19 protein-coding genes are annotated in these 21335 nt (G+C 55.7%); 12 read left to right on the top strand and 7 right to left on the bottom strand.

Annotated features, from left to right (window positions below; genetic code table 11):
• Positions 1-2 precede the first annotated feature (2 nt).
• The 7 genes from yhdP to csrD all read right to left on the bottom strand — a co-directional run bounded on the left by yhdP (position 3) and on the right by csrD (position 10744).
• Positions 3-3806, bottom strand: a complete 3804-nt coding sequence (gene yhdP, locus P346_RS11580) for an AsmA2 domain-containing protein YhdP (RefSeq protein WP_032659661.1) — start codon at positions 3804-3806, stop codon at positions 3-5.
• A 42-nt stretch (positions 3807-3848) separates the two neighbouring features.
• Positions 3849-5318, bottom strand: a complete 1470-nt coding sequence (rng, locus tag P346_RS11585; protein ID WP_010436156.1) for a ribonuclease G — start codon at positions 5316-5318, stop codon at positions 3849-3851.
• Positions 5308-5901, bottom strand: coding sequence for a Maf family protein (locus tag P346_RS11590; protein ID WP_023309398.1), 594 nt, complete (start codon positions 5899-5901; stop codon positions 5308-5310). Before P346_RS11590 ends, rng begins: the two co-directional genes overlap by 11 nt.
• A gap of 9 nt (positions 5902-5910) precedes the next feature.
• Positions 5911-6399, bottom strand: coding sequence for a rod shape-determining protein MreD (mreD, locus tag P346_RS11595; protein ID WP_023309399.1), 489 nt, complete (start codon positions 6397-6399; stop codon positions 5911-5913).
• Complete coding sequence (mreC, locus tag P346_RS11600) at positions 6399-7415, bottom strand: rod shape-determining protein MreC (protein ID WP_023309400.1); 1017 nt, start codon at positions 7413-7415, stop codon at positions 6399-6401. The genes mreD and mreC overlap by 1 nt, the downstream gene beginning before the upstream one ends.
• A gap of 62 nt (positions 7416-7477) precedes the next feature.
• Positions 7478-8521, bottom strand: coding sequence for a rod shape-determining protein MreB (mreB, locus tag P346_RS11605; protein WP_000913396.1), 1044 nt, complete (start codon positions 8519-8521; stop codon positions 7478-7480).
• Positions 8522-8803: 282 nt separating this feature from the next.
• Positions 8804-10744 (bottom strand): RNase E specificity factor CsrD, encoded by a 1941-nt coding sequence (gene csrD, locus P346_RS11610; protein WP_032659660.1) that lies wholly within the window; start codon positions 10742-10744, stop codon positions 8804-8806.
• A gap of 182 nt (positions 10745-10926) precedes the next feature.
• Between csrD and acuI the strand changes: the two genes are divergently transcribed.
• From acuI to fis, 12 genes are all read left to right on the top strand, one after another.
• Positions 10927-11901 (top strand): acrylyl-CoA reductase (NADPH), encoded by a 975-nt coding sequence (gene acuI, locus P346_RS11615; protein ID WP_032659658.1) that lies wholly within the window; start codon positions 10927-10929, stop codon positions 11899-11901.
• A 77-nt stretch (positions 11902-11978) separates the two neighbouring features.
• Positions 11979-12980 carry a protein-methionine-sulfoxide reductase catalytic subunit MsrP gene (msrP, locus tag P346_RS11620; RefSeq protein WP_032659657.1) on the top strand — a complete coding sequence of 334 codons (1002 nt, stop codon included), beginning with the start codon at positions 11979-11981 and terminating at the stop codon, positions 12978-12980.
• Positions 12981-13580, top strand: a complete 600-nt coding sequence (gene msrQ, locus P346_RS11625) for a protein-methionine-sulfoxide reductase heme-binding subunit MsrQ (RefSeq protein ID WP_032659655.1) — start codon at positions 12981-12983, stop codon at positions 13578-13580.
• A 234-nt stretch (positions 13581-13814) separates the two neighbouring features.
• Positions 13815-14267 carry a type II 3-dehydroquinate dehydratase gene (aroQ, locus tag P346_RS11630; RefSeq protein WP_023309405.1) on the top strand — a complete coding sequence of 151 codons (453 nt, stop codon included), beginning with the start codon at positions 13815-13817 and terminating at the stop codon, positions 14265-14267.
• A gap of 21 nt (positions 14268-14288) precedes the next feature.
• Positions 14289-14750: an acetyl-CoA carboxylase biotin carboxyl carrier protein gene (gene accB / locus P346_RS11635; protein ID WP_010436174.1), complete on the top strand. Its 462-nt coding sequence runs from the start codon at positions 14289-14291 to the stop codon at positions 14748-14750.
• 10 nt (positions 14751-14760) lie between these two features.
• Positions 14761-16110: an acetyl-CoA carboxylase biotin carboxylase subunit gene (gene accC, locus P346_RS11640; RefSeq protein WP_023333644.1), complete on the top strand. Its 1350-nt coding sequence runs from the start codon at positions 14761-14763 to the stop codon at positions 16108-16110.
• 108 nt (positions 16111-16218) lie between these two features.
• Complete coding sequence (locus P346_RS11645; RefSeq protein WP_032659654.1) at positions 16219-16461, top strand: YhdT family protein; 243 nt, start codon at positions 16219-16221, stop codon at positions 16459-16461.
• The gene (panF, locus tag P346_RS11650; RefSeq protein WP_032659652.1) at positions 16451-17902 is read left to right on the top strand and encodes a sodium/pantothenate symporter; all 1452 of its coding nucleotides are present in this window, start codon (positions 16451-16453) and stop codon (positions 17900-17902) included. The genes P346_RS11645 and panF overlap by 11 nt, the downstream gene beginning before the upstream one ends.
• Before the next feature lie 11 nt (positions 17903-17913).
• Positions 17914-18795 (top strand): 50S ribosomal protein L11 methyltransferase, encoded by an 882-nt coding sequence (prmA, locus tag P346_RS11655; protein ID WP_032659651.1) that lies wholly within the window; start codon positions 17914-17916, stop codon positions 18793-18795.
• Positions 18796-18924: 129 nt separating this feature from the next.
• A complete protein-coding gene (locus tag P346_RS11660) occupies positions 18925-19665 on the top strand; it encodes a carbonic anhydrase (protein WP_032659649.1) in 741 nt (246 codons plus the stop codon).
• A 330-nt stretch (positions 19666-19995) separates the two neighbouring features.
• Positions 19996-20961: a tRNA dihydrouridine synthase DusB gene (dusB, locus tag P346_RS11665; protein ID WP_023309409.1), complete on the top strand. Its 966-nt coding sequence runs from the start codon at positions 19996-19998 to the stop codon at positions 20959-20961.
• 23 nt (positions 20962-20984) lie between these two features.
• Complete coding sequence (gene fis / locus P346_RS11670; RefSeq protein ID WP_000462905.1) at positions 20985-21281, top strand: DNA-binding transcriptional regulator Fis; 297 nt, start codon at positions 20985-20987, stop codon at positions 21279-21281.
• Positions 21282-21335 lie beyond the last annotated feature (54 nt).

Below are 21335 nucleotides of genomic sequence, written 5' to 3'. Positions count from 1 at the left end.
AATCATTGCTGTGCTTCTTTGCGCGGCTGGCGCAGCACCTCGTTGATCTGCGGTTTATCTACCGGACCGGTAATGCGGTAGCGCAGAATGGAGACCTTGCTCCACAGCGGGCCCAGCACTTTGCTGGCGGCAAACACCGCCGCACCGACAATCGGGTTCACCACAAAGGCCGCCGCCACGCCCACGCTCGCGGAAATTTCCGGCGCCACCACGGCTTCCATATCCAGCTCGCGGCGCACGAGGTTGACGGAGCCTTTCATGGCGATATCTGCTTCCAGGCCATCCACCAGCGTGTCGTCCGTATGCAGAACCCCGTCCTTGATCCACGCCGTACTGCGGATGGAATCATAGTAGAAACCTTCGCTGAAGGTATCGCTGAAATCGAAGCGCAGCTTGCGCAACAGCGCGTCAAAACTCAGCAGGCGCAGGATCTGCCCGGCGCGCCCCGTGCTCACGTCGGCAATTTCACCTTTGCCGAAGCGGGTTTTCAGAATGCCGTTCAGCGAGGCTTCATCCGGCTTCCACGGGGCGTCACGCCAGTGAAGATCGTAATCGACGTCAAATGACGAGCCGCGCAGCGGCGTGCTGATACCAAAGAAATTGGCTGCCGCGTCCAGCTTGTTGCCTTTAATGTCGCCCTTCAGGGACGTTCGCTGCTCGCCCGGGTTATTCACCCATTCCCCTGCGGCCGTCATGCGGCCAAAACCGGTATCAACCAGGCCGCCGGAGAGCGTAAGCGTGTTAGCCTGAATAGTGAAATCACCGTCGATACGGCCATATTTCTGCCCCCACAGCCAGCACTCCGCACAGCGCAGCTGGAGATCGGGCCAGCCGCTAAAATCGACGCGGGAAACATTACTCAGCGGCGACGTCTCTGCCGGTTTATCTTTGCCGCTCGCGGCGCTTGCCGGATTGTAGTAGAGGTAGCGGATCGCCGCCTGCCACGGCGCGTGATTGCGCATGGTCAGCGTACCGTTGATCTCTCTGCCCTGGGCCTCCACCTTCGTACCGTTAGCGCCAGGGTGCGAGACAATGCTCAGGTTGTTCCACTGCTGCCCGCCCAGCATCAGCGACGGCGTACGTACGGTAATGGCCTGCGGGAACTGGGCGGTTTCATCAACGTTCTGCCCTACGCCTTTCTGGAACAGCGCCAGCCACTCTGCACCGTCCATCGGCGGGAGGTTCAGCTCAATGCCCTGCTGCTCCGGAAGCGGCGGCGTGGAGCGGCTATCCGTTGTCCAGATGGCTTTGTCGAGGGTGAGCTTGCGGTTAAGCAGCCAGCGGCTGTTGAAGTGGTTTGTCCCGCCCGCGCTGCCGGTCAGCGCGAAGCTGTTCAGGTTGCCATCGACGTTCAGCTTTACCGGCAGCGGCTGTCCGGACTGTTTATCCAGCGGCGCAGGCAGCTGGCTCTGAAGGTTTTTCAGATCGCCCGTGATGTCGACCTTATACTGGGCACCCGCGTGATAAGGCAGGTCGATTGCCACTTTACCCTGCCAGGCGACCGCCCCCTCCACTGACGCCTCAATGGGTTTCGGCAGGACGTCCATACGTGATGGCTGCCAGTTACCGTCCAGATTGACGGCCACCTGATAAGCCTTTTGACCCTCGGTGGTCGTGAAGTCAATATTCACGGGCTGATTAAACCAGCTGGCCGTAAGCGGCTCGCTCTTCAGGTTACCGTTCTCAAAGCTGAACTGCCCGCTGAGATTTTTCAGCGTGCTATCAAGAGGCTTGATGAACAGGCTGTTGTTCTTCAGACGGACGTCGCCTTTGGCGGTGGTCATCTCTCCGTCCAGCGGGATATCAAGATGTAAGCGAGCATTCACATCGCCATCAAGCTGCAGCTGCTGAAGCGTCGCGGCCAGCGACTCTTTCAGCGGCGTCTCCTCAAAGTACGGTCCCACCGCTTTGCCCGGCCCGTTGATGTCGGCATCAATCAGCAGCATCTCTTTTGAGTAGTCCGGAATGTTGGCCGTCAGGTTGCTGGCCGTCACGCCGCCCAGCGCCACGCTGTCGGACTTCATCCATAGCCCGTCATTGAGGAAGTTGAGTTCGATATCCAGGTCTTTCAGCGCGGGCCAGCCGGGCTGGAAAGCGAAGGTCGCGTTATGCAGCGGCACCAGCACCTGGAACTGGCCTTCATTATGCTTATACGGGAAAAGATGAGGATTACCGCCGTACACCAGCGTGGCATTGTCTGCCTGACCGCCCTGAATCGCGCCGCTAAGATAGTCTACCAGAGCTTTTCCCATCAGGTTTTCCGGGAAGTAGCGCCAGGCCTGAGAGCCGTCATCGGTGCTGATCCCGGCCAGAATGCCCAGCCACGGCTCATCGCCTTCAGGCTGCAGATAGCGGAAATCGCCGCGCGCGTGCACCGCTTTGGCTTTCACGTCGATATGGCGGCCATCAAGCTGGAAACCCTTGTCGTTACGGAGCCAGTTAAGCACCGCGCTGCCCTGTTCGATTTCAAGCGGCGCGCGGAAGACCGTCTCGTAAGGCATTTTGGCGTCGTGCATATCAACCGTCAGCCTGCCGTTTTCCACGCTGCCTTCCAGCTTGCCGCTAAAGTGCTCCGCCCCCGGCAGCAGCTTCCACTGCTTCCAGGCAAGATCTTTCCACGTGGCCTGGAAGCGGGTTTTTTCCGTCGCCTGGAGCGGGATGTCCAGCCCCAGAGCATCGATCGTCCCGCTCGGCTGCGTTGCCAGCCAGATCTCGCCCAGGTCCGGAGAGAGCTTAGCCGCCATCGAGCGCAGGCCTTCAATGGCCGCCAAATCCAGGTTGCTGGCGCGGATGCGCAGCTCGTCGCTGCGTTTACTGGCCGCGCCGCCGACGTCCTGCTCCGGCATCCAGGCCAGCGTCAGCGCACCGCGCGGCCACGGCTTGCCGTCCATGGTGATGCGCGTATCCGGAATGGCAAACTGCCAGCCCTCTTTCTCCTGCGTCACGTGCGCGGTGAGGTTATCGACGGAAAGCTGATGCTGCCGTTTTTCGCCTTTCCAGCTTGCGCCCCCCTGCTTGAGCCAGATATCGCCGCTGGCAAATTCGCCTTTGGTCAGGGTCAGCCAGCCTTCAAGGCTGAAGCGGGCAGTCTCGAGCTGCATATTTTGCTGGATCCAGTCGCCCAGCCACGGCTTCACGTCCACATCGTCGGCCTGCAGCCAGACTTTGCCGTTGTTTAACAGGCCGTCGTCGTCCCGCAGATCCATACGCACCTGCATCACGCCGTGCTGGCCGTTCAGGCTTGAGAGATTGACCTGCCCCTCGGCGCGGTGACGTTCTTTACCGTTGAGCCAGGTCAGCTGAGGGATCGCCAGTTCGGCGCGCTGGCCGGAAAGGGTAATGAAGCTCACTTCGCTATCGCGCAGATCGAAGTGATCGAACTGGCGGAGGAAAAGATCGCTGAAGCGGTTGGCTTCAAGGCCCTGACCGCTATCGCCGCCGGACAGCGGCGTATTGGTCAGAAACTGGAGTTGATAAAAGGTGAGATCGCGAAACTGCCAGCGCAGATGCAGCAGGCTTTGCCAGACGTCCAGCGCCAGGGTTACGCGTTTGATTTTCAGATAGCCGCCATCTTTCAGGCTGGCATTGATATCCCGGACATCGAGCGTCGGGCCAAAATTCTGCCAGCTCGCGCTAATCTGGCTTACGTTCACCGGCACGCCGGTGGTGGATTCGATTTTAGCCAGCAGCTGCGGACGCCAGCTGTCAAGATGCGGTAATACGAGGCGTAGCCCGCTCACGAGCAACGCGACAATCACGACCAGCGTTGCCCCTGTAAGCAATAAAATCCCCGGCAATCGCCTCACGCATCTCTCCTTGTCAGCTTTCGTCACGCAGCGTACTGCGTCTTACATCATCACGACGTCAAACTGCTCCTGGTTATAGAGCGGTTCAATTTGTACTTTTACCTGTTTGCCGACAAAGATTTCTACTTCCGCCAGCGCGTGCGACTCTTCGCCTTTCAGCGCTTCAGCCACCGCAGGGGAAGCATAGACCAGAAAACGATCGGAGTCGTAGGCATGATGGACACGAACGATTTCACGCATAATTTCGTAGCAGACGGTCTCAACCGTCTTTACCGTTCCGCGTCCATGGCAGGTTGGGCATTCATTACACAGCACATGCTCAACGCTCTCGCGGGTACGCTTACGCGTCATTTCCACCAGCCCCAGCTGTGAGAAGCCGTTAATGCTGGTTTTCACGCGGTCTTTGCTCAGCGCCTGCTCAAGCGAGTGCAGCACGCGGCGACGATGGTCTTCATTACTCATATCGATGAAGTCGATGATGATAATGCCGCCCAGATTGCGCAGACGAAGCTGGCGCGCAATCGCCTGCGTGGCTTCGATGTTGGTGTTGAAGATGGTGTCATCGAGGTTGCGATGGCCGACAAACGCGCCGGTGTTGATATCAACGGTGGTCATCGCTTCGGTCTGATCGATGATCAAATAGCCGCCCGACTTCAGCTCGACCTTACGCTCCAGCGCGCGCTGGATCTCGTTTTCGACATCATAGAGATCGAAGATCGGCTGACGTCCTGAATAATGCTCCAGCAGGCCCGGCATCTCCGGGATGTACTCAGCGGTAAATTCCAGCAGCGCTTCATAGGTCAGGCGCGAGTCCACGCGAATGCGGTCGAGCTGCGCATCGGCAAAGTCGCGCAGAACGCGCTGAGCAAGCGCCAGTTCACCGTAGAGCTGGTAGCGGGTCTGGTTGCGTTTTTTACGCTCCATCACTTTGGTCCAGACGCGCTTCAGGTAAGCCGCATCCGACGCCAGGTCTTCTTCACTGATCCCTTCCGCAGCGGTACGGATGATAAACCCGCCCTGCTCATCGCAGTAGGCGCTGACCACTTTCTTCAGACGCTCGCGCTCGGTTTCGCTCTCAATACGCTGCGAAACGCCCACGTGCGACGCGCCGGGCATAAAGACCAGATAGCGGGAAGGTAAGGTGATGTCGGTGGTCAGACGGGCGCCTTTGGTGCCGAGGGGATCTTTCACCACCTGCACCATCAGATCCTGTCCCTGACGCACCAGTTCAGAAATATCGCGCACGGCAAACTGCTTTTGCTCTTCGCCCGCGACGCACTCGGTGTGCGGCATGATATCGGAGGCATGTAAAAACGCCGCCTTATCCAGTCCAATATCTACAAAAGCCGCCTGCATACCCGGTAGTACACGACTGACACGACCTTTGTAGATATTGCCTACTATTCCGCGCCGCGCTTCACGCTCAATATGAATTTCCTGAAGAATGCCACCATCAATATAGGCCACACGGGTTTCCGATGGCGTTACGTTTACCAACAATTCAGCCGTCATAATTATCCCTTCCCTCACGCAGTGAGTTAAAATTGCTCAGCAACTCATACGTTTCCACCAGCGGTAAGCCGACTACGGCGTGATAGCTGCCATTAATCTTCCTGACAAAACAGCCACCCAGCCCCTGAATACCGTATGCACCTGCTTTATCCATCGGTTCACCGCTGGCAATATAAGCGGCGATGTCGTCGTCGGTAAGTACTCTGAACGTCACTTCGGTCACCACCAGGCAATCCAGCACGTGCTGGCGGTCAGCCAGCGCGACGGCCGTCATCACCTGATGCGTTTGTCCGGACATTTTGTGCAGCATGCGCGCCGCATGATCGGCATCGCGCGGTTTCTCAAGCACTTCACCGTTCAGAATAACGATGGTATCTGCTCCCAGCACGGGAAGATCGCGTGGCACACTGGCCACGCCCGCCTGCGCTTTCTCGCGCGCAAGGCGAGAAACGTACTGTTGAGCGCTTTCGCCCTCAGCACGTTTTTCTTCAATGCCGGTAACGATGCGTTCAAAAGAGACCCCTAGCTGCGTCAGGAGTTCCTGACGGCGCGGGGAGCCGGAAGCGAGATACAAAGACGTCATAGAAACCTTTTATTGCACAGCAAACTGCTGGCGAACCTTACGCATCAGCAGGAATAACCATGGCCAGAGCACACCGTTTACTACACTACTCCAGAACACTTCCGGTCGGAAAGAGACGTTGATCACTAAAAACTCTGCCCAGAAAACAACGATATCCGCAGCGAGCGACAATAGCATCACCACCAGGGCCTGTTGCCAGAGCGCAAGGTTACGAAAGAGCTGGAATTTGAGTGCGACGAGGTACGCAATAATGCTCATGGACAAGGCGCGCACGCCAAGCGTAGAGCCGCTAATGAGATCCAGTATGGCACCCATCACGAAACCTGTGCCGACATTTACGCGATGCGGCAGGGCAAGGATCCAGTAGAGTAAAATGAGCAATACCCAGTTTGGCCGGAAAACGAGAATGTCATCCGGCCAGGGCATCACTTGCAGTAACAGTGCAATGAGAAACGAGAGCCAGATGACCCAGCGTCCCTGGCTACGATAGCTTGCCACTACTGCCCTCCCGAAGAGAGTTTAGGCGGTGGCGGCGCATCCGGCAGCGGCTGCGTTAACCCGGTTGCCGGCGCCGGAACTGGCGCAGGCGGCCCCATGGAATCCGCAGGCGGGAGAACCTGCGGCATCATCTGCATCAGGCGCTCGTTTGCTACGCGATGCACCTCTTCAGGCGTCATCGGGTTAGCACCGTTACGATCGGCGCCCCACAGCAGCAGCAGATAGCGCAGACGCTGCAAACCGGCGGTTGGACGCGCCTGAATCACGGTATAGGCACGCTGGGTGTCCAGCTTGACCGAAGAGACCACCGCAACCGGATAGCCTTCAGGGAAGCGTCCACCCAGGCCGGACGTCACCAGCACGTCGCCCACGCGGATATCCGTATTAGCCGGCAGATGTTCCAGCTGCAGATCGTCCGTACAGCCGTTACCGGCAGCAATCACGCGGATGTCGTTGCGCAAAACCTGGATCGGCAGCGCATGCGTGGCATCGCAAATCAGCAGCACGCGGCTGGTCAGTTTGGCCACGGCAACCACCTGGCCCACGACGCCTTTATCACTGATAACAGGCTGACCTTCATATACCCCGTTCACGCTCCCTTTGTCGATCACAACCTGATCGCTGTAGGGGTCGTTCACGGTGGAGATCACCTGCGTGACCATTTTCTGCTCATCCTGACGCAGCGGCGAGCCGAGCAGTTCACGCAGACGCGCGTTTTCCTGCTTGTATTGCCCCAGCATCAGCAGTTCGCTGTTTTTCAGCAGCAGTTCCTGACGTAATGCCCGGTTTTCGAGTTCGAGTTGGTCGCGCGAAGACAGCGTTTGAGAAACGGAGTCGAGCAGTTCACGGGGACCATTTGAAACAAAGTAGAAAGGACTGACGGCGGTATCCATGTACGTTCTGATCTGGCTGAACGTACCGAGGCGGCTATCGGCAATAATGACCCCAAGCGCAACCAGAACCGCCAGAATAAGGCGAAACTGTAGCGATGGGCCACGGCTAAAAATTGGCTTCATAGGCTATGCGTATTCTCGCGTCAGAGAGAAAGGGTAGCAAATTGCTACCCTCTCAAACTCGACTACTCTTCGCTGAACAAATCGCCGCCGTGCATGTCGATCATTTCCAGCGCCTTGCCACCACCACGGGCGACGCAAGTCAGTGGATCTTCTGCAACTACGACAGGAATACCTGTCTCTTCCATTAACAGGCGGTCGAGGTTACGCAGCAGCGCACCACCACCGGTCAGAACCATACCGCGCTCGGAGATATCGGACGCCAGCTCTGGTGGGCACTGTTCCAGTGCAACCATTACCGCGCTCACGATGCCCGTCAGTGGTTCCTGCAGAGCTTCCAGAATTTCGTTGGAGTTCAGGGTGAAACCGCGTGGAACACCTTCCGCCAGGTTACGGCCACGCACTTCGATCTCACGCACTTCATCGCCCGGATACGCAGAGCCGATTTCGTGTTTGATACGCTCTGCGGTGGCTTCACCGATCAGAGAGCCGTAGTTACGGCGCACATAATTAATGATGGCTTCATCGAAGCGGTCACCACCGATACGTACGGAAGAGGAGTACACCACGCCGTTCAGAGAGATAACGGCCACTTCAGTGGTACCACCACCGATATCCACCACCATAGAACCGGTAGCTTCGGAAACAGGCAGGCCCGCACCGATGGCCGCAGCCATTGGCTCTTCAATCAGGAACACTTCACGTGCCCCTGCACCCTGGGCAGATTCACGGATTGCGCGACGCTCTACCTGGGTTGCGCCAACCGGCACACACACCAGAACACGCGGGCTTGGACGCATGAAGCTGTTGCTGTGAACCTGCTTGATGAAGTGCTGAAGCATTTTTTCAGTCACGAAGAAGTCGGCGATAACGCCGTCTTTCATTGGGCGAATGGCGGCGATGTTGCCAGGGGTACGACCCAGCATCTGCTTCGCGTCATGACCCACTGCAGCCACGCTTTTCGGCGAGCCTGCACGATCCTGACGAATGGCCACAACGGAAGGCTCATTCAATACGATGCCTTGTCCTTTTACATAAATAAGGGTATTCGCGGTACCCAGGTCAATGGACAGGTCATTGGAAAACATGCCACGAAATTTTTTCAACATACTAAGGGATAATCCTGAAAGCTGGGGCGGAAAACAAAATCCGCTTACTTTACCAACCACACGCAGCAGCGACAAGGCGCAAAAATCATCTGCAACGGTGAAAATTTGTGCAGTACGTTTCCTGATGTTACAAAATCATCCCCTGACTCCCTCAGGGCTGAGTAAACAGTAGCGTTCCCCACTGACGTTTGTAACCCGTTACAGGTCGTTCACTGGCTTTTTGCTCGACATACTCAAAGCTACAGGCGCGATATTCTACGTGAAAACAGCGTAAACGGCAGGTCAAACAGAGTATCTTTGCAAATATTTTTTCACGTTGGTGTCAAGCGGTTGAGAGGCAGCAAAAAAATCCCCCTGACCGCCCATCACGCCGCGCGCTGTTAACATCTGCCATTCGCTTCTGGAGCGCACGCCCGTGGCAAATACTTGTGTTCGCGTACCCTTGCACGCTTCGACCAGACTCTGTACCAGCAGCTGGTTTTCCGTACGCTTCTCAATATTCCTTACCAGCCCCGGATGTAGCTTTAATAACTCCACATCCAGCTCCTTGATCCAGTTGGTGCTGACCAGCGTTAAACCTGCCTGCGTCACAGCGATACGTGCACCGAGCGCATTGATCAAACGTACCACCGGACGTAACCGGCTGATGTGTTGACCTACATCGGCCTCAGCAAGTTCAAAAATAATGTGTTTACGTTGCGATTTTTCGCATTGCATTAACGTATCACGTAGCCAGCGCTGAAAACGTGGGCGTATTAACGACTCCACGGTGACCTGTAACGCCAGGTTTTCTTCAGGCCAGAAGGATAAAAACGGAATCAGCCGGGTAATTTGCTGGCGGTCATACTCTTCGGACAGGCCAAATTGCAGCACCATCGGCAGATATTCCGCAGAGATGACCTCTTCGGTACCGTCAAAAATACGACACATCAGTTCACGGTGATGAACGTTGCCGTTTTTCATGACCGCGGGTTTTTGATAAATACGTGGCCCGCCGCGGCTGAGCATTTGCTCAATCAGCGTTCGCCAGCGCACGTTGCCGCGCCCTTTTTCCGGCAGCGAGTCATCGTAAACCGCCCACCCGTTGGCCCCCTGCAGCACGGCGTTGCGGGTAGCGGCTTCCGCATGTTCCATCACCTGCTCTGTGGATTGTCCGCCACGCCAGGCGCAGATCCCCATGTGGACCATATCGTCCCTGTCGAGCATTTTGCTCTGCGGCAGCGCATCTACCGCCTTCAGCAGCTGGCTGGCGATGCTTTCGGATTCCTTCAGCGTACGATGAGGCAACAGCACGGCAAAGTCGCTGCGGTGATAGCGGGCCAGCAGCGCGCCCGGGTAGCGCATAATAAAGGTGGAGAGCAGGTTGATCAGCGTAAAGAGGTTTTCTTCCGCGACCCGCTGTCCCCAGGTGTCGCGCAGGAGATCGAAATCGGGCAGGCGAATCATCATCACCACCCCGTGAGTCCCCACTTTTTCTGAATCGTCGAGCAGCGTGGCGAGCTGATTATCAAAGAAAAGACGGTTGTTAAGGCCGGTTTTATTATCCTGCGCCGCATAAGAGCGGATCAGCGTATCCATACGGCTGCGCTGGTCGCTGGCAAACTGGATTTCGGAGAGCAGGGTATCCAGCGCGCTGCTGGCGCGCGACGGCCACTCGTGGACGGAGCCACGCACCTGCGGGCCGCGTTCACCGTTAAGGATTCGAACAGAGCGCATCTCCAGCAGCTCCTGACCGGAGAGCTGGCGGCGCAGCCAGCGGACCGCGAGAAAGATCAGCAGGACGATAAACGCAACGGCGACGGTGAGCGGCGCGGTGGTCATCATGGAACGAAAATAGCTGGCCATCGGATCGAGGTAGACCATGTGTATGGTCATCCCTGGATTTTTAAGGGAGTGCACCGTCACGTCCCGATACTGGCTCACCACGCCCGCGGGCAGATAACTTCCCGGCCGTTCGTGGCTTAAAACACGGTGCTTTCCCTGCAGAATGTCGATCTGAACGATATCAACAGGTACCATCAACTCATCGAGCTCGCGGGAGAGCGCCGGTAGCGGCGTCGTCAGCAGACGCGTATCAATCACCGAGGCAACAGACTGTACCCGGTTGACCAGCTTGTCCTGAATGGCGGTGTAAAAGCTCAGGGAACAGCCCAGAAGCGTGACAAAAATGGTAAGCCCCGTCAGCAAGGTGATAAAAGCTGAGAACTTCGTCGTTAATCGCATCCTTGAGATTACTCCGTGGGTTGATGGGGTAGCGAGTAAGCGCTAACTTGCATTTCAAATGCGGCATACTACCAAATCGGGCGTATCTGGCAATTTATTGCGTTAAATCGGCACTGCGTTTCCCTGAGCGAGTATAGTCTTCAGAAATTATTTTCCAATCATCTGAGTCGTGAGGACCCCGTATGCAGGCTTTGATCTTAGAACAGCAGGACGGCAAAACGCTTGCCTCAGTGCAGGCGGTTGAAGAGAGTCGCCTGCCGGAAGGCGACGTAACCGTCGACATCGACTGGTCCAGTTTAAATTATAAAGATGCGCTGGCTATTACCGGTAAGGGTAAAATCATCCGAAATTTCCCTATGGTACCGGGGATCGATTTCGCTGGCCGGGTTCATACCAGCGAGGATCCGCGCTTCCATCCAGGCCAGCATGTGCTGCTCACCGGCTGGGGCGTGGGTGAAAATCACTGGGGCGGGCTGGCAACGCAGGCGCGCGTGAAGGGCGACTGGCTGGTGCCTGTGCCGAAAGGCATGGATGGCCGCAAGGCAATGATCGTCGGCACGGCAGGCTTTACCGCCATGCTGTGCGTGATGGCGCTGGAAGATGCGGGTATCCGCCCTGAGTCAGGGGAAATTGTCGTCACCGGCGCCAGCGGCGGCGTGGGCAGCACGGCAGTCACGCTGCTCCACAAGCTGGGCTATCAGGTCGCTGCGGTTTCCGGCCGTGAAAGCACCCATGATTATCTGCGCCAGCTCGGCGCCAGCCGCATTCTCAGCCGCGACGAATTTGCCGAAACCCGTCCGCTGGAAAAACAGGTTTGGGCAGGGGCGGTGGATACCGTCGGTGATAAGGTGCTGGCAAAAGTCCTGGCGCAGATGAATTACGGCGGCTGCGTGGCAGCCTGCGGTCTGGCGGGCGGATTTGCCCTGCCAACCACCGTGATGCCATTTATTCTGCGTAACGTACGCCTGCAGGGTGTGGATTCCGTGATGACCCCGCCGGCCCGTCGTCATGAAGCCTGGGAACGGCTGGTGCGCGATCTGCCGGAATCTTTCTATACCCAGAGCGCAACGGAGATAACCCTCAGCCAGGCGCCGGAATACGCCAGTAAGATCATGGACAACCAGTTCCACGGCCGCGCGCTGGTGAAAATCGCCTAATCTTCAAATTTTCGTGACATATTCGCGCGAATCCCTCTCCTCCGTCATGCTTAGAAAAACGCATGACGGAGGATGCCATGAAAAACCGAAAACTGACGGAAGCCGACGTAACGTCTGAGTCTGTCTTTATGTTACAGCGCCGCCAGATCCTGAAAATGCTTGGCATCAGCGCCACAGCCCTGACGCTCTCTCCCGCGGCACACGCCGACCTGCTCGACTGGTTTAAAGGCAACGATCGGCCAAAGGCCCCATCCGGCGCCCCGCTAACCTTTACGAAACCGGCCGAATGGCAAAACAAGCTGACGCTTACGCCGGAAGATAAAGTTACCGGCTACAACAACTTCTACGAATTTGGTCTCGATAAGGCCGATCCTGCCGCCAACGCGGGGAGCCTCAAAACCGATCCGTGGACGCTGAAGATTGATGGCGAAGTGGCGAAACCCCTGACGCTGGACCACCACGATCTCACCACCCGTTTCCCGCTCGAAGAGCGTATCTATCGCATGCGCTGCGTGGAAGCGTGGTCGATGGTGGTGCCCTGGGTCGGCTTCCCGCTGCATAAGCTGCTGGCGATGGTTGAGCCCACCAGCAACGCAAAATATGTCGCTTTCCAGACGCGCTATGCGCCGGACGAGATGCCCGGGCAGAAAGATAGGTTTATCGGCGGCGGGCTTGAGTATCCGTATGTGGAAGGGTTACGTCTCGACGAAGCCATGCACCCCCTTACCCTGCTGACCGTCGGCGTTTATGGCAAAGCGCTTCCGCCGCAGAACGGAGCCCCCATCCGTTTAACCGTACCCTGGAAATATGGTTTCAAAGGGATTAAATCTATCGTCAGCATTAAGCTTACCCGCGAACGTCCGCCAACCACCTGGAATCTGGCGGCTCCGGACGAATACGGCTTCTTCGCCAACGTGAACCCGCACGTGGATCATCCGCGCTGGTCGCAGGCAACCGAGCGGTTTATCGGTTCCGGCGGTGCGCTGGACGTAAAGCGCCAGCCGACGCTGCTGTTTAACGGCTATGCGGATGAAGTGGCCTCGCTTTACCGTGGCCTCAACTTACGGGAGAACTTCTGAGTGCGTTTAACGGCAAAACAGATTACCTGGCTGAAAGTGCTGCTGCACCTGGCCGGGCTGCTTCCTTTTATATGGCTGTTCTGGGCCGCCAGCCAGGGGCTCTTTAGCGCAGACCCGGCAAAGGATATCCAGCATTTTACCGGTCGGATGGCTCTGAAATTTTTGCTGGCCACCTTGCTCGTCTCGCCGCTGGCGCGCTACGCTAAACAGCCCTTATTGATACGCACCCGTCGCCTGTTAGGGCTATGGTGTTTTGCCTGGGCGACGCTGCACCTCACCAGCTACGCCCTGCTGGAACTGGGAATTAACAATCTGGCGCTGCTTGGCCGTGAACTGGTGACACGCCCTTATCTGACGCTGGGTATCGTGAGCTGGGTGGTTTTACTGGCGTTAGCGCTGACATCCACGCAATATGCGCAGCGAAAACTGGGCAGGCGCTGGCAGCTTCTGCATAACTTCGTCTATCTTGTCGCGATCCTCGCCCCCATTCATTACCTGTGGTCGGTGAAGATCCTCTCGCCACAGCCGATCCTTTATGCACTGGCGGCCGTGGCGCTTTTGGCATGGCGTTACAAGAAGTTCCGCCAGTGGTTGCGATAGTTCGCGAAACTGTGCGTTTTCCCGCAGATTACCCGTCAACCGCAAATCTTTTTCGGATAGCGGTTGATAATCTTCCCTGATAAGACCAGTATTTAGCTGCTAAATGCTACGAAATCGTTATAATGTGCGACCTTGGTTCGCCTGACAGCGGTTTTAAGCCTCTGAAAAGGTGACATTTGCGTTTCGAAGGTATATTTTGTTTTTTACCCGAAAATCGCAGGAGATAGCGGCATAATGACTGATAAATTCCATATCTTAGTTTTGAACGGACCGAACCTGAACATGCTCGGTACCCGTGAGCCAGAGAAGTACGGCACGCTAACATTGAGTGAAATTGTTAACCGTCTGGGAACGGAAGCAGCGTCACTGAATGTGGATTTGGATCATTTTCAGTCGAATGCGGAGTACGCACTCATCGACCGTATTCATCAGGCTAAAGACAATGTGGACTATATCCTGATCAATCCGGCCGCGTTTACGCACACCAGTGTTGCTATCCGCGACGCACTTCTCGCGGTGAGTATCCCGTTTATCGAGATCCACCTGAGTAATGTGCACGCCCGAGAGCCGTTTCGTCACCATTCGTATCTGTCGGATATCGCTGCTGGCGTTATCTGTGGACTGGGCGCAGACGGCTATTCATACGCTTTACAGACAGCGGTAAAACGCTTGTCACAATCACACTAAACAAGAGTACGGAACCCACTCATGGATATTCGTAAGATTAAAAAACTGATCGAGCTGGTTGAAGAATCAGGCATCTCCGAACTGGAAATTTCTGAAGGCGAAGAGTCTGTACGCATCAGCCGTGCAGCCCCAGCCGCTAGCTTCCCGGTAATGCAGCAGGCTTATGCTGCGCCAGTGCAGCAGCCTGCGCTCTCCGCAGCCGTTGCGCCAGCAGCTGAAGCCGCACCTGCCGCTGCAGCAGAAATCAGTGGTCACATCGTACGTTCCCCAATGGTTGGTACTTTCTACCGCACCCCGAGCCCGGACGCGAAGGCGTTCATCGAAGTGGGTCAGAAAGTCAACGTAGGCGATACCCTGTGCATCGTTGAAGCGATGAAAATGATGAACCAGATCGAAGCAGACAAATCAGGTACTGTGAAAGCGATTCTGGTCGAAAGTGGTCAGCCGGTTGAATTTGACGAGCCGCTGGTCGTCATCGAGTAACGAGGCGTACATGCTGGATAAAATTGTTATCGCCAACCGCGGCGAGATCGCACTGCGTATTCTTCGTGCCTGTAAAGAACTGGGCATCAAGACCGTCGCTGTGCACTCAAGCGCGGATCGCGATTTAAAACACGTATTGCTGGCGGATGAGACGGTCTGTATTGGCCCGGCTCCGTCCGTAAAAAGCTATCTGAACATCCCGGCTATCATCAGCGCCGCTGAAATCACCGGCGCGGTGGCAATTCATCCGGGTTACGGCTTCCTCTCTGAGAACGCCAACTTTGCTGAGCAGGTTGAACGCTCTGGCTTCATCTTCATCGGCCCGAAAGCCGACACCATCCGCCTGATGGGCGACAAAGTGTCTGCAATCACTGCGATGAAAAAAGCCGGTGTTCCAACCGTACCAGGCTCTGACGGACCTCTGACCGACGACATGGATGCTAACCGTGCTCATGCTAAGCGCATTGGCTACCCGGTTATCATCAAGGCGTCCGGCGGCGGCGGCGGTCGCGGTATGCGCGTTGTGCGTAGCGATGCTGAACTGGCTCAGTCCATCTCCATGACCAAAGCAGAAGCGAAAGCCGCTTTCAGCAATGACATGGTGTACATGGAAAAATACCTGGAAAACCCACGCCACATCGAAATTCAGGTGCTGGCTGACGGTCAGGGTAACGCGATCTATCTGGCAGAACGTGACTGCTCCATGCAGCGTCGTCACCAGAAAGTGGTCGAAGAAGCACCAGCACCGGGCATTACCCCAGAGCTGCGTCGCTACATCGGCGAGCGTTGCTCCAAAGCGTGTGTTGATATCGGCTATCGCGGTGCAGGTACCTTTGAGTTCCTGTTCGAGAACGGCGAGTTCTATTTCATCGAAATGAACACCCGTATTCAGGTTGAACACCCGGTTACCGAAATGATCACCGGCGTTGACCTGATCAAAGAACAGCTGCGTATCGCTGCAGGCCAGCCGCTGTCCATCAAGCAGGAAGAAGTTGTGGTGAAAGGCCATGCGGTAGAGTGCCGTATTAACGCCGAAGACCCGAACACCTTCCTGCCAAGCCCGGGTAAAATCACGCGTTTCCACGCGCCGGGTGGCTTTGGCGTGCGCTGGGAGTCTCATATCTACGCCGGTTACACCGTACCGCCGTACTATGACTCAATGATCGGCAAGCTTATCTGCTATGGCGAAAACCGTGACGTGGCGATTGCCCGCATGAAAAACGCCCTGCAGGAACTGATCATCGACGGTATCAAAACCAACGTCGATCTGCAGATGCGTATCATGAGCGACGAGCACTTCCAGAATGGTGGAACTAACATCCACTATCTGGAGAAAAAACTCGGTCTGAACGAGAAGTAAGAGACCTGTGTTGCTAAAAGGCCGGATTATCCGGCCTTTTTTATTTCTGGGGCCTAGAAAGCCTCATCATGTACAATCCCCGCTTTCTTCATCCACAAGGGACAAAAAATGGACAAACGTTTTGTTCAGGCCCATAAAGAAGCGCGCTGGGCGCTGTGGCTGACCCTTCTCTATCTCGCAGCATGGTTAGTAACTGCTTACTTACCTGACTCCGCGATTGGCATTACCGGCCTGCCGCACTGGTTCGAAATGGCGTGTCTGCTGGTACCGCTGATTTTTATTTTGCTCAGCTGGCTGATGGTGCGCTTTATCTTCCGCGATTTCCCGCTGGAGGACAGTGATGCAAACTGAAATCATCACCGTACTGGTTGTCTATTTGATCGTGGTATTTGGTCTCTCTTTCTATGCCATGCGCAAACGCAGTACCGGATCGTTTCTGAGCGAATATTTCCTCGGCAGCCGTTCCATGGGCGGGTTTGTGCTGGCGATGACGCTGACCGCCACTTACGTGAGCGCCAGTTCATTTATCGGCGGACCGGGAGCCGCATACAAATACGGCCTGGGCTGGGTATTGCTGGCCATGATTCAGGTGCCCACAATCTGGCTGTCGCTGGGCATTCTGGGCAAAAAATTTGCCATTCTCGCCCGTCGCTATAACGCTATTACGCTGAACGACATGCTGCAGGCGCGTTATCAGAGCCGCGCGGTGGTCTGGATTGCCAGTATCAGCCTGATTGTCGCCTTCGTTGGCGCCATTGCCGTTCAGTTTATTGGCGGCGCGCGCCTGCTGGAAACGGCAGCGGGTATCAAGTACGAGACCGGGTTGCTCATCTTCGGGATCACGATTGCGCTGTACACCGCGTTTGGCGGTTTCCGCGCCAGCGTGCTGAACGACACCATGCAGGGTATGGTGATGCTGATAGGCACCCTGGTGCTGCTGGTTGGCGTCATCTACGCGGCTGGCGGGTTACACAATGCGGTGCAAACGCTGGAACAGATTGATCCGAAGCTGGTCAGCCCTCATGGTGCTGACGATATCCTGACGCCCGCGTTTATGACCTCCTTTTGGGTGCTGGTTTGCTTTGGGGTTATCGGTCTGCCGCACACCGCCGTGCGCTGTATCTCCTATAAAGACAGCAAAGCCGTTCACCGCGGGATTGTGATTGGTACCGTCGTTGTCGCCCTTCTGATGCTGGGCATGCATCTGGCGGGGGCGCTGGGTCGGGCCGTATTACCTCACCTGACCGTGCCGGATCAGGTGATCCCTACGCTGATGGTACAGGTTCTGCCGCCGTGGGCCGCCGGGCTGTTCCTTGCTGCACCGATGGCGGCAATCATGTCCAACGTTAACGCGCACCTGCTTCAGGCTTCCGCCACCATCATCAAAGATCTGTGGCTTAGCGCGCGTCCGGCTAAAATGCATAATGAGCAGAAGCTGAAACGCATCTCAACCTGGACCACGCTGGTGCTCGGCATTCTGATGATGCTCGCCGCGTGGCGCCCGCCGGAGATGATCATCTGGCTGAACCTGCTGGCATTTGGTGGGCTTGAAGCGGTATTCCTGTGGCCGCTGGTATTAGGGCTCTACTGGGAGCGCGCGAATGCCGCCGGTGCGCTGAGCGCTATGATTGTCGGCGGCGTGCTTTACGCCGTTCTCGCAACGTTTAAGATTCAGTACCTGGGCTTCCATCCAATTGTGCCTTCGTTACTGCTAAGTTTACTGGCGTTTGTGGTAGGGAACCGTTTCGGTCAACCCGTCCCACAGCCCGCTATGATTTCTACTGATAAATAAAGAGTTTTGCCATGCCGTGGATCCAACTAAAACTGAACACAACCGGCGCTAACGCCGAGGAACTGAGCGATGCGCTGATGGAGGCCGGCTCGGTCTCCATCACCTTCCAGGACACGCATGACACGCCGGTCTTTGAGCCGCTGCCGGGCGAAACCCGCCTGTGGGGCGATACCGACGTTATTGGCCTTTTTGATGCCGAAACCGATATGAAAGAGGTTGTCGCGATTCTGGAGAATCATCCTCTGCTGGGCGCGGGTTTCGTGCACAAAATCGAACAGCTGGAAGACAAAGACTGGGAACGCGAGTGGATGGATAACTTCCACCCGATGCAGTTCGGCAAACGTCTGTGGATCTGCCCGAGCTGGCGCGATGTCCCTGATGAAAGCGCAGTCAACGTGATGCTCGACCCGGGTCTGGCGTTTGGTACCGGCACTCACCCAACCACGTCCCTGTGCCTGCAGTGGCTGGATGGTCTGGATCTGGACGGTAAAACGGTGATCGACTTCGGCTGTGGATCCGGGATCCTCGCGATTGCAGCCCTGAAGCTGGGCGCGGCAAAAGCCATCGGGATCGATATCGATCCGCAGGCGATTCAGGCCAGCCGCGATAATGCCGAGCGTAACGGCGTCTCCGATCGTCTGGAGCTGTATCTGCCGGATGCTCAGCCAGAAGCCATGAAAGCCGATGTGGTGGTCGCAAACATTCTGGCGGGCCCACTGCGCGAGCTGGCTCCGTTAATCAGCGTGTTGCCCGTTGAGGGCGGTCTGCTGGGTCTTTCCGGTATCCTGGCGAGCCAGGCCGACAGCGTGTGTGCAGCCTACGCCGATCTCTTTGCCCTCGACCCGGTGGTGGAAAAAGAAGAGTGGTGCCGCATCACCGGCCGTAAAAAATAAGAATCTGGCGTGGTCATCTGACCACGCCTCTCCCCCTCTGATAATCCTCTCTCTCCCGGTCATTCTTTCGGTAAAATAACCATACAAATCATGTTGATTTGTATTACAAAAATTCACCGGAAGAATATGATGACACACGTTACAGGCAAGGCAGCGCTGCTGGCGCTGAGCATGATCTCGGCTTCAGCATTCGCATCACACTGGAGCTACGAAGGGGAAGGTTCACCGCAACACTGGGGCGAGATGGACGAGGCATACAAGACCTGTCAAAGCGGAATGAACCAGTCTCCCATTAATATTGATTCGACCGCTAACGCCCATCTCTCACCGCTACAAACCCACTACGTTGATGGCCCTGTTACGCTGACAAACAATGGCCATAGCATTCAGGCAAGTGAACAGGCTAACACCCGCGATACCCTTACTCTTGAGAAGCAAACCTGGACGTTACAACAGTTCCATTTCCACGCACCGAGCGAAAACACCGTACATGGCAAGAGATACGCGATGGAAATGCATCTGGTTCATAAAAATGCCGGTGGGGAACTGACGGTAGTGGCGGTCATGTTTGATAAAGGGGCCGCAAACCCGGAGCTTGAAAAGCTGTGGCGCGTTATGCCTCAGCAGGCCGAGCAGAACGTCTCCATCAAACAGGATCTCAACCTGAACAAACTGCTGCCAAAAGATAAAACGTACTGGCGCTTTAGCGGTTCACTGACCACCCCCCCGTGTTCAGAAGGCGTCACCTGGATTGTGCTTAAGCAGCCCCTGACGGTTTCTGCAGAACAGCTTGATAGATTCACCCAGACAATGCATCACGATAATAACCGTCCGGTACAGTCGCTGCATGGGCGCGTCGTGGTCGAATAACAGGCATTTTTCGCATGACGATCATGTTCTAAAATGCGACGCAGATCGCAAAGAAGTAGGGAAATCTGCTGCTAAAAACAGCAGATTATCCCGCTTCAGCGATGCATTTATTCAGAAATGATGAGAAGTTACGGGAAATTGCAAGCGTCCATAAAATAACCATTATCATATAACTTAATGATTTAAATAATGAATAATTTTGAACGGAAAGATTGGGCGGCGATTCCTTGATCTACAACAGTGGATTGTTCAAAGTTTGGCCTTTCATCTCGTGCAAAAAATGCGTAATATACGCCGCCTTGCAGTCACAGTATGGTCATTTCTTAACTCATGCGCATCGGACACCACCAGCTTAGAAATCGCCTGATCGCAGCCCCAATGGCAGGTATTACAGACCGGCCGTTCAGGACGCTGTGCTATGAGATGGGAGCCGGTTTAACCGTATCCGAGATGATGTCGTCTAACCCGCAGGTTTGGGAAAGCGATAAATCCCGCCTTCGGATGGTGCACGTTGATGAACCAGGTATTCGCACCGTGCAAATTGCCGGAAGCGTGCCTGAAGAGATGGCAGATGCCGCGCGGATTAACGTGGAAAGTGGTGCCCAGATTATTGATATCAATATGGGGTGCCCGGCCAAAAAGGTGAATCGCAAGCTTGCAGGTTCAGCCCTTCTGCAATACCCCGACCAGGTGAAAGCTATCCTGACGGCGGTTGTCAGCGCGGTGGACGTTCCTGTTACGTTGAAGATTCGCACGGGTTGGTCGCCGGAACACCGTAACTGTGTAGAGATTGCCCAACTGGCCGAAGACTGTGGCATTCAGGCCCTGACCATCCATGGACGCACTCGCGCCTGTTTGTTCAACGGTGAAGCTGAATACGACAGCATTCGGGCAGTTAAGCAGAAAGTTTCCATTCCGATTATCGCGAATGGCGACATAACTGACCCGCTTAAAGCCAGGGCTGTACTCGACTATACGGGAGCTGATGCTCTGATGATAGGACGTGCAGCTCAGGGAAGACCCTGGATCTTCCGGGAAATCCAGCATTATCTGGACACTGGGGAGCTGCTTGCTCCGCTGCCTCTGGCAGAGGTTAAGCGCTTGCTTTGTTCGCATGTTCGGGAACTGCATGACCACTACGGTCAGGCAAAAGGGTACCGAATTGCGCGTAAACACGTCTCCTGGTATCTCCAGGAGCACGCTCCAGATGACCAGTTTCGGCGCACATTCAACGCCATAGAGGATGCCAGCGTACAGCTGGAGGCGTTGGAGGCATACTTCGAAAATCTTGCGTAATGAAATAAAGAGCTGACAGAACTATGTTCGAACAACGCGTAAATTCTGACGTACTGACCGTTTCTACCGTTAACTCTCAGGACCAGGTAACTCAAAAGCCCCTGCGTGACTCGGTTAAACAGGCACTGAAGAACTATTTTGCTCAACTAAACGGTCAGGATGTTAATGACCTGTATGAGCTGGTACTGGCTGAAGTTGAACAGCCACTGTTGGACATGGTGATGCAATACACCCGCGGTAATCAAACCCGCGCTGCGCTGATGATGGGTATCAACCGTGGTACTCTGCGTAAGAAACTGAAAAAATACGGCATGAACTGATACTAATCAGTTAAATGCTTGTTTAAAAAGGCGCTCTTCGGCATGGGGAAGCGC

This window comes from Enterobacter sp. DC1 (genome assembly GCF_000568075.1).
In the GTDB taxonomy this organism is placed as follows: Bacteria; Pseudomonadota; Gammaproteobacteria; order Enterobacterales; family Enterobacteriaceae; genus Enterobacter; species Enterobacter asburiae.
The sequence above is the reverse complement of the archived record's forward strand: the minus strand, read 5'-3'. Positions and strand labels throughout refer to the sequence as shown.

Coding starts and splice junctions, on each gene's coding strand:
- rng (WP_010436156.1), bottom strand. CDS start 5,318: ATGACGGCTGAATTGTTGGTAAACGTAACGCCATCGGAAACCCGTGTG.
- P346_RS11590 (WP_023309398.1), bottom strand. CDS start 5,901: ATGACGTCTTTGTATCTCGCTTCCGGCTCCCCGCGCCGTCAGGAACTC.
- mreC (WP_023309400.1), bottom strand. CDS start 7,415: ATGAAGCCAATTTTTAGCCGTGGCCCATCGCTACAGTTTCGCCTTATT.
- mreB (WP_000913396.1), bottom strand. CDS start 8,521: ATGTTGAAAAAATTTCGTGGCATGTTTTCCAATGACCTGTCCATTGAC.
- csrD (WP_032659660.1), bottom strand. CDS start 10,744: ATGCGATTAACGACGAAGTTCTCAGCTTTTATCACCTTGCTGACGGGG.
- acuI (WP_032659658.1), top strand. CDS start 10,927: ATGCAGGCTTTGATCTTAGAACAGCAGGACGGCAAAACGCTTGCCTCA.
- msrP (WP_032659657.1), top strand. CDS start 11,979: ATGAAAAACCGAAAACTGACGGAAGCCGACGTAACGTCTGAGTCTGTC.
- aroQ (WP_023309405.1), top strand. CDS start 13,815: ATGACTGATAAATTCCATATCTTAGTTTTGAACGGACCGAACCTGAAC.
- accB (WP_010436174.1), top strand. CDS start 14,289: ATGGATATTCGTAAGATTAAAAAACTGATCGAGCTGGTTGAAGAATCA.
- accC (WP_023333644.1), top strand. CDS start 14,761: ATGCTGGATAAAATTGTTATCGCCAACCGCGGCGAGATCGCACTGCGT.
- P346_RS11645 (WP_032659654.1), top strand. CDS start 16,219: ATGGACAAACGTTTTGTTCAGGCCCATAAAGAAGCGCGCTGGGCGCTG.
- panF (WP_032659652.1), top strand. CDS start 16,451: ATGCAAACTGAAATCATCACCGTACTGGTTGTCTATTTGATCGTGGTA.
- prmA (WP_032659651.1), top strand. CDS start 17,914: ATGCCGTGGATCCAACTAAAACTGAACACAACCGGCGCTAACGCCGAG.
- P346_RS11660 (WP_032659649.1), top strand. CDS start 18,925: ATGACACACGTTACAGGCAAGGCAGCGCTGCTGGCGCTGAGCATGATC.
- dusB (WP_023309409.1), top strand. CDS start 19,996: ATGCGCATCGGACACCACCAGCTTAGAAATCGCCTGATCGCAGCCCCA.
- fis (WP_000462905.1), top strand. CDS start 20,985: ATGTTCGAACAACGCGTAAATTCTGACGTACTGACCGTTTCTACCGTT.